The following is a 6629-nucleotide window of genomic DNA, read 5'->3' as shown; positions in this document are numbered from 1 at the left end:
GATGCCTTCACCCCCGAGGAATGCGCCAACTACCTCAAAAATTCAGGCTATCGAACTTAATGCCATCACGCTTTAGCGTGCGCGCCACCCGCAGCACGCGGTGATAGCCGCGCGCCGACAGCCGCATGGTCTCGGCCGCATCGCGCAAGAGTTTTTGGCCTTGCGCTTCGGGCTTTGCGATCTCCTCGAGCACCGAGGCTGGTGCCTCCGCATTGGTGCGGACGTTCGGCAACCCCGCGGCCTGATAACGCGCGCGCTGAATATCGCGCGCCGCGGCGACGCGCGCGGCGACTTCCGCTGATCCTTCCGCCGGCGGTGGCAGGATCAGGTCGGCCGCGGTCACCGCCGGCACCTCGATGCGCAGGTCGATGCGGTCCATCAGGGGACCCGAGATGCGCGCCTGGTAGTCCGCCGTGCAGCGATCGATGCGGCCGCGCTTGCAGGCATAGCCGGGCTCGAAGGCGTTGCCGCAACGGCACGGATTCATCGCTGCGACCAGCATGAAGCGGGCAGGGTAGGTGACGCGGTGATTGGCACGCGACACCGAGACCTCGCCGTTCTCCAGCGGCTGGCGCAGCGAATCCAGCACGCGCGGATCGAACTCCGGAAGCTCGTCGAGGAACAGGACGCCCTGATGCGCGAGCGAGATCTCGCCGGGCTTTGCGCGCATGCCGCCGCCGGTCAGTGCGGCCATGCTGGCAGAATGATGCGGCGAGCGGAACGGCCGCCGCGAGGTCAGCGCGCCGCCTTCGATCTCGCCGGCGACGGAGGCGATCATGGAGACCTCCAAAAGCTCGCCCGGCGACAGCGGCGGCAGGATCGAGGGCAGGCGCGCGGCCATCATCGATTTGCCGGCGCCTGGCGCGCCGATTATCAACAGGTGAGTTCGTCAATGACAAGACCGCGGTGTCGCCGCAGGCCACCGGCTTGTCAGACGCCGCCGCGTCCCGTGGTTCTTAGGAAACGGGTCGTTCCGCAGGTGGACCTACGTTTTCGCGTGGTCCTCCCGGCCGACTTCAAAACTCCCCGCTTAAAGGCCGCTGCGGCCGCCGAGGTTACAGCAGGAGGGCGCATTCACGCGGTAGCGCCTTGCCGTTGCTGATCGTCTCGGTATGCCTTTGTTTCTGTCAGGCACATGGCGCTCTCAAGTACGGAGCGACAAAGCTCCTCCCGAGCATGATGTTGACGAGCTTGCAATGCGTGCTTTTCCTCTCGAAGAGCTTTGCTCTCTTCAATAGCGAGCTGAGCGCGAGCAAAAAGCGGATCAATCATCGGACGACAATGGGCCCGGATGAGCTTAGTTGCTATTGCCTGTGTTATTTTCGTCCGTGCCTTTCGGAAACGGCTTGTAAGTCTCGCGCCCGAGGAACGTATCGGCGCATGGCTTCCTCAGCACCGCAAGGGCTTCGCGAATACTGTCACTGGCCATTTCGAGATGTGCGGTATCGATTGATAAAGGATGGAAGATTTGACCGATAATCGGCATAGCCGCGCTCCCTGACTTTGCAGGCGGGAGCACAGCAGTGTCTCTCAGCCACCGACGCCTACGGGCAGAGCCTCGGCCGGTGATGCAAAGACTATACACCTGATGCGGCGAGGTTGCTTGCACTTCCTCTATTCTTTGGCCGGTTCTGGATGCCAGAACTTGGAACTTCGATTTGCCAGCGCAAGTGGACACTCGAAGGAACCGCGAACCGCCCCCAAGCGGCTTTATTGCTGCTTGGTGGGCGTCATTGACGGCTTCTTATGGAGAAGCGTGTGGCCCCAACGAAACCATGTGATTTCGTCAATGGAAAATTGGGGTCGCGATGGGCACACAAGGCGACATCGCCCGTTGGCGTCGTATGAAAGAGGCCGCCTTATTCCGATGGCTGTAATTCCTTAGAATTGAGCCGGCGCTCGATGCACTCGGATGCAGAGCCGCATCACGTAAACAGTGGCTTTGAGGGCGCAATGCCGGAGGTTCCGACGTGAAACAGTCGTGTGGGGCCGGAGTTATGGTAACGAACGATGTCGTCGGAGGCGCATGATGGACGCTCACACACTGAAGCCGGCCGCAACCCTAGCAAAGCTCGCCAGAACTCCATTCGCCGGCGAGAGCCCGGAGTACCGCACGGCGCGCGTGGCGCTGGTTGCCGAGGAAATCGAATTCCGCCGCCACATGACGCGGCTCACCGAACAGCGCCGTTCGCTTCCCCCCGGTCCTGTCATCGAGAAGGACTATCGCTTCAAGGACGCCAACGGCTCCGAGTTGGGGCTCATGGACCTGTTCGGCAGACACAACGCGCTGGTGACCTACTTCTGGATGTTCGGGCCGCAACGCGAGCGACCGTGTCCGATGTGTACTAACTGGCTCGGCGCGGTGAATGGCAACGCGGCCGACATCAAGCAGCGCGTCGCGTTGAAGGTGCTCGGCCGCTCGCCGGTGCCGCGACAACTTGCATTCGCGCAGGAGCGCGGCTGGCGCAATCTGGATTTCGTACAGACCATTGGCGACGACTACGCCAAGGATATCGGGTCGCTGAAAGGCGACGGCTCGGAATGGCCGGCGATCACTGTGTTCAAGCGCGACGGCGATAAAGTGCGGCTGTTCTGGGCCGCTGAGATGACGGCAGATATGGCCGATCCGGGCGAAGACCCGCGTCTGGCTCCTGACGTCGCCTCGTTGTGGTCTATTCTGGATCTGACGCCAGACGGACGCGGCAAGGACTGGTATCCGAAGCTGAGTTACTGAGAGCGGTCGTTGCAGTAGGAAAACGCAATCTCGAAATGGCGTTGTGCGCCATCGGGTCAAAAGCAGATATCAGCCAACAGTCCTCGTCCGCTCTGGATCAATCGCGACAGAGCTGGCCGGGCAGATATTCCGGTGATGTCCGCTACGCTGTCAAAGCGGAAGTAATTTCAACAGGTACAGCCCCGAGGCGATCAGCGCCGAGCGCACCCGCTCGCGGTCCTCCGAGACCGCCTTGTCCGGAAGACCGACGATGGCAAAGGCCGGCAGGCCAGGCGCAACCTGGACCTGCACGTCGACCGCGCGGGCCTCGATCCCCTCGAAGGCGACGGTAGAAACCCGCTGTACCATGCTCGAACCAGCCTGCCCTTTCCTGCAATCGAGGCTAGCAGGCGGCCGTTCGCCTGGCAAGAACAATACGGGAACGGTTGTCGGGGCCCAGAGCATTTCCTAACGAGGCGTAAACGGGGCGGGGAGAGTAAGTCTCGAATGCGAGCCGATCCGCTCAGCACATCCCAACGAATGTTCGGTACGTGTAGGAGTGCGGGATGGGCCGTGATCTAACAAGTGAACAATCGAGATGCTTGCAAATCGCCGGAGAAGCGAACGTCGGGTGTGCAGTCGGCTTGCCAAGATTCATCTTGGCGCGGGGTCGCTGCCGAGGGATTGCACGATCACGGATATTTCCGATGGCGGTGTGAAAGTGGTGGCGGAGTTTCTGGAGGTGCCGCCGCAGTTCACCATCATCTTCGCACCGGATTATTCCCGCCAGTGCCAGCTCCGCTGGCGCATCGGCTGCGAATTCGGCGCCGAATTCATCGATTGAGATCGATTGGGGCGGCCGGGTCGCCCGTCCTTAACGGGAAATTAGCGTTAATCGGGAAAGCATCTCTGATCAGTCGCCGACGGTAGATCAGAGTATGTCCCAGCGTTCGTCCCTTGTCGCTTCCCCGGCACGATGGCTGTTGCCCGCGCTTTTCGCGCTCGGACTTTGCGGCTGCCAGACCACGGGACTCGAGGACATCACCGGCGCGCTCGGCGCCACGTCGGAAAAGGCCCACGAGGCCAAGCCCGATATGGACGCCTTGCGCGAGCGCTACCGGGCGACCCCGAGCGATCCCGAGATCGCGCTGCAATACGGCAAGGCGTTGCGCGAGAACGGCCAGCGCTCGCAGGCCGTCGCCGTGCTCGAGCAGGCCGTGCTCACCCACTCGAGCAACAAGCCGCTGCTTGCAGCCTATGGCCGCGCGCTCGCCGACAGCGGCAATTTCCAGCAGGCCTTCGATGTGCTGAGCCGCGCGCATACGCCGGAGGATCCCGACTGGCATATCCTGTCGGCGCAAGGCGCGGTGCTCGATCAGCTTGGTCGCAACGAGGAGGCGCAGCAATATTACGGCAGCGCCTTGAAGATCGTGCCGGACGAGCCGTCGGTGCTGTCCAATCTCGGCCTGTCCTACGTGCTGCAGAACAATCTGCCCAAGGCGGAGGAGACGCTGCGCCGTGCCCATGAGCGCGCGCCGCAGGATGCGCGGGTGCGGGCCAATCTCGCGCTCGTGGTTGGACTACAGGGTCGTCAGGCCGAAGCCGAGGGCATCGTGAAGGCCGATCTGCCGCCGGACGAGGCCCAGGCCAAGGTCACGGCGCTGCGGCAGCTCCTCGCCAAGAAGCAGCAGCGGGCGGAGAAGTAGCGTCGCCCGAGCGCCAACCTAGTTCTACTGGGTCATGAGCACTCTTTTCCCCATCCTGAGGAGCGCGGAACGCGCGTCTCGAAGGATGGCCGTGGGTGAGATGCGGGCCTTCATGGTTCGAGACGCGCTCTGCGCTCCTCACCATGAGGCTCTGGTGACGCAGTAAGACTACGACGCTTTGCGATGCGGCGCGGATTCGCGCTTCGGCTTGCGCTTCAGCTTCTTCAAGAGCGGCGCCAGCAATGACTGCCTCGGCTTCTTGACATCGCCGCGCCCGGCGAGCCGGTTGGCGAGGTTCTGGAACGTCTCGGCGGTGCGATGGCTCTTGGAGACTTCGGAGATCATCTGGCCGTTATTGGCGGCGGTCGAGAACAGCCTTGAATCGAAGGGAATGACCGCGACCGGCTGGCTTTCCATGGTCTTGGCGAAGGCCTTGACCTCGATCTCCGCGCGCTTGTGCATGCCGACCTGGTTGAGGCAGTAGAGCGGCGGCCGATCGTTGGGCCGCGCGGCCTTCAGCACGCTCAGCATGTTCTTGGTGTTGCGTAAGTTGGCGAGATCGGGCTCGGCCACGATCACGATGTCGTCGGCGTTGATCAGCGCGCGGCGCGTCCAGCCCGACCATTGATGGGGCACGTCGAGCACGATGCAGGGTGTGGTCATCCGCAGCGTATCGAACACGGCGTCGAAGGCTTCGGCGCCGAAATCATAGACGCGGTCGAGGGTGGCGGGTGCTGCCAGCAGGCTGAGACGCTCGGTGCATTTGGCGAGCAGGCGCTCCATCAGCGCGGTGTCGGGGCGCTCCTGCGTCAGCACCGCGTTGGCGATGCCCTGCACCGGATCCTGGTTGTAGTCGAGGCTCGCGGTCCCGAAGGCGAGATCGAGATCGATCACGACGGAATCGAGCGCCAGATCGCGCGCGATGGTCCAGGCGACGTTGTGCGCGATCGTCGATGCGCCGACGCCGCCCTTGGCGCCGACCACGGCGATGACGCGACCGGTGATGATGGCTTCCGAGGCCGAGAACAGGCTGCAGATCGAGCGCACGACGTCGATGGTCTCGACCGGTCCGATCACGTAGTCGTTGACGCCGCGACGCAGCAGCTCGCGATAGGGCGCCTCGTCGCTCGGATTGCCGATCACGACGACGCGCGTGCCGGGATCGCAGACGCCGGCGAGATCGTCGAGCCCTTCGAGGATGTCGCGCGTGCCGTCGGATTCGATCACGATCACGTTCGGCGTCGGCATCGAGCCATAGGCTTCGACCGCTGCCGCAAGGCCGCCCTCCTTGACGGTGAGATGGGCCTTCGCGAGCCGGCGGTCCTGGCCGGCCGCCGTGATCGCGTCATAGGTCTGCTCGGTCTCGCAAAACGCCTGCACCGAGACCCGCGGGACCGGCGCGATGTGCTCGTCGGGATGCTGCGGAGCGTCGTCGTCTTCGTATTGGCCGCTCATTGTCATTTGCCCGTGTCGCTGAGTTTGGCCTTGTCGGCGTCGGGGTAGGTCGTCGAGGTCGGCATGCCCTTGCGGTACTTCTCGAACGCGATCGCGCGCCGCTCGGCATAGGCGGGTGTTTCGGCGCGTGGCTGCTCGAGATCGGCGGGGTTGTCGATCATCGCCGCGAGGTTGCGCTGTGTCGCGCAGCCGAGATTGAAGTATGGCTTGTTCTCGTTGTAGCCGGGGTCGAAGATCGACGGCCCGGTATCCTCCGGCCACAGTCCGCAGGGACCTGCAACCGCGGCGATCCTCGAGTAGCTCAGGCGGATGGTCGGCAGCAGGGCGGGATCATCGGGGCGATAGGCGCGGTGCACGATGCCGCGCGCGGGCACGCCACCGGCCGCCAGCACCGAGCGGATTTCGTGGTAGGTCGCAGCCGCAGCGCGGGCGTTCCTGGTGTCGACGGGCACGTCGACCACGACGGCGCCGGTGCCTTCATGCGCCCAGTCCCGCGCGATGCCGATGACGTCGGCGCGCTGCGCTTCTGACAGGCCACCGCGTGCCTGGCCGACGAAGATCACGATCGAGCGCTTGGCCTCCTGCACCGCGATCGGATGGCGCTGCCGGTAGTCGGTCGGCACCGTCTGGGTGATGACCTCCTCGGTGGTGTTGCACGCACCGAGCGTGACGGCGAGGCCCATCAGCGCGACCGCGAGGCGCAGCTTCTTGCGGCAATCGACCGGTAATTTCGTCATCGCTTCATCCCCCTCGTG

6 protein-coding genes and 2 pseudogenes are annotated in these 6629 nt (G+C 63.8%); 3 read left to right on the top strand and 5 right to left on the bottom strand.

From position 1 onward, the window contains the following. Positions 1-73: 73 nt before the first annotated feature. Positions 74-883, bottom strand: a pseudogene (locus SO180_RS36750) (YifB family Mg chelatase-like AAA ATPase); the annotation flags it as partial. Positions 884-1297: 414 nt separating this feature from the next. Further along, positions 1298-1486 carry a hypothetical protein gene (locus SO180_RS36745; protein WP_449383685.1) on the bottom strand — a complete coding sequence of 63 codons (189 nt, stop codon included), beginning with the start codon at positions 1484-1486 and terminating at the stop codon, positions 1298-1300. A gap of 543 nt (positions 1487-2029) precedes the next feature. On the opposite strand from SO180_RS36745, the gene SO180_RS36740 reads away from it, so the two are divergent. After that, positions 2030-2734, top strand: coding sequence for a DUF899 family protein (locus SO180_RS36740; protein ID WP_449383684.1), 705 nt, complete (start codon positions 2030-2032; stop codon positions 2732-2734). 171 nt (positions 2735-2905) lie between these two features. Here the strand turns inward: SO180_RS36740 and SO180_RS36735 are convergent. Continuing rightward, positions 2906-3082 (bottom strand): annotated as a pseudogene (locus SO180_RS36735) (magnesium chelatase domain-containing protein); the annotation flags it as partial. A 229-nt stretch (positions 3083-3311) separates the two neighbouring features. On the opposite strand from SO180_RS36735, the gene SO180_RS36730 reads away from it, so the two are divergent. Beyond that, complete coding sequence (locus SO180_RS36730) at positions 3312-3557, top strand: PilZ domain-containing protein (protein ID WP_283038918.1); 246 nt, start codon at positions 3312-3314, stop codon at positions 3555-3557. Between the two features lie 94 nt (positions 3558-3651). Continuing rightward, positions 3652-4419 carry a tetratricopeptide repeat protein gene (locus SO180_RS36725; protein ID WP_449383683.1) on the top strand — a complete coding sequence of 256 codons (768 nt, stop codon included), beginning with the start codon at positions 3652-3654 and terminating at the stop codon, positions 4417-4419. A gap of 168 nt (positions 4420-4587) precedes the next feature. Here SO180_RS36725 and SO180_RS36720 read toward each other — a convergent pair whose 3' ends face one another. Both SO180_RS36720 and SO180_RS36715 read right to left on the bottom strand, forming a co-directional pair. Further along, positions 4588-5874 (bottom strand): CpaE/TadZ family protein, encoded by a 1287-nt coding sequence (locus SO180_RS36720; RefSeq protein WP_449383682.1) that lies wholly within the window; start codon positions 5872-5874, stop codon positions 4588-4590. Positions 5875-5876: 2 nt separating this feature from the next. After that, on the bottom strand, positions 5877-6611 hold the full coding sequence (locus SO180_RS36715; protein WP_449383681.1) for a CpaD family pilus assembly protein: 735 nt from the start codon (positions 6609-6611) through the stop codon (positions 5877-5879). Positions 6612-6629: the final 18 nt, after the last annotated feature.

The sequence above is a fragment of the Bradyrhizobium sp. UFLA05-112 genome, from assembly GCF_053572325.1.
The sequence above is the reverse complement of the archived record's forward strand: the minus strand, read 5'-3'. Positions and strand labels throughout refer to the sequence as shown.

Bases quoted from the DNA above. Each gene is read 5' to 3' on its own strand.
- SO180_RS36725 (WP_449383683.1), top strand. From the start codon at position 3,652: ATGTCCCAGCGTTCGTCCCTTGTCGCTTCCCCGGCACGATGGCTGTTG.
- SO180_RS36740 (WP_449383684.1), top strand. From the start codon at position 2,030: ATGGACGCTCACACACTGAAGCCGGCCGCAACCCTAGCAAAGCTCGCC.
- SO180_RS36745 (WP_449383685.1), bottom strand. From the start codon at position 1,486: ATGCCGATTATCGGTCAAATCTTCCATCCTTTATCAATCGATACCGCA.
- SO180_RS36720 (WP_449383682.1), bottom strand. From the start codon at position 5,874: ATGAGCGGCCAATACGAAGACGACGACGCTCCGCAGCATCCCGACGAG.
- SO180_RS36715 (WP_449383681.1), bottom strand. From the start codon at position 6,611: ATGACGAAATTACCGGTCGATTGCCGCAAGAAGCTGCGCCTCGCGGTC.
- SO180_RS36730 (WP_283038918.1), top strand. From the start codon at position 3,312: ATGCTTGCAAATCGCCGGAGAAGCGAACGTCGGGTGTGCAGTCGGCTT.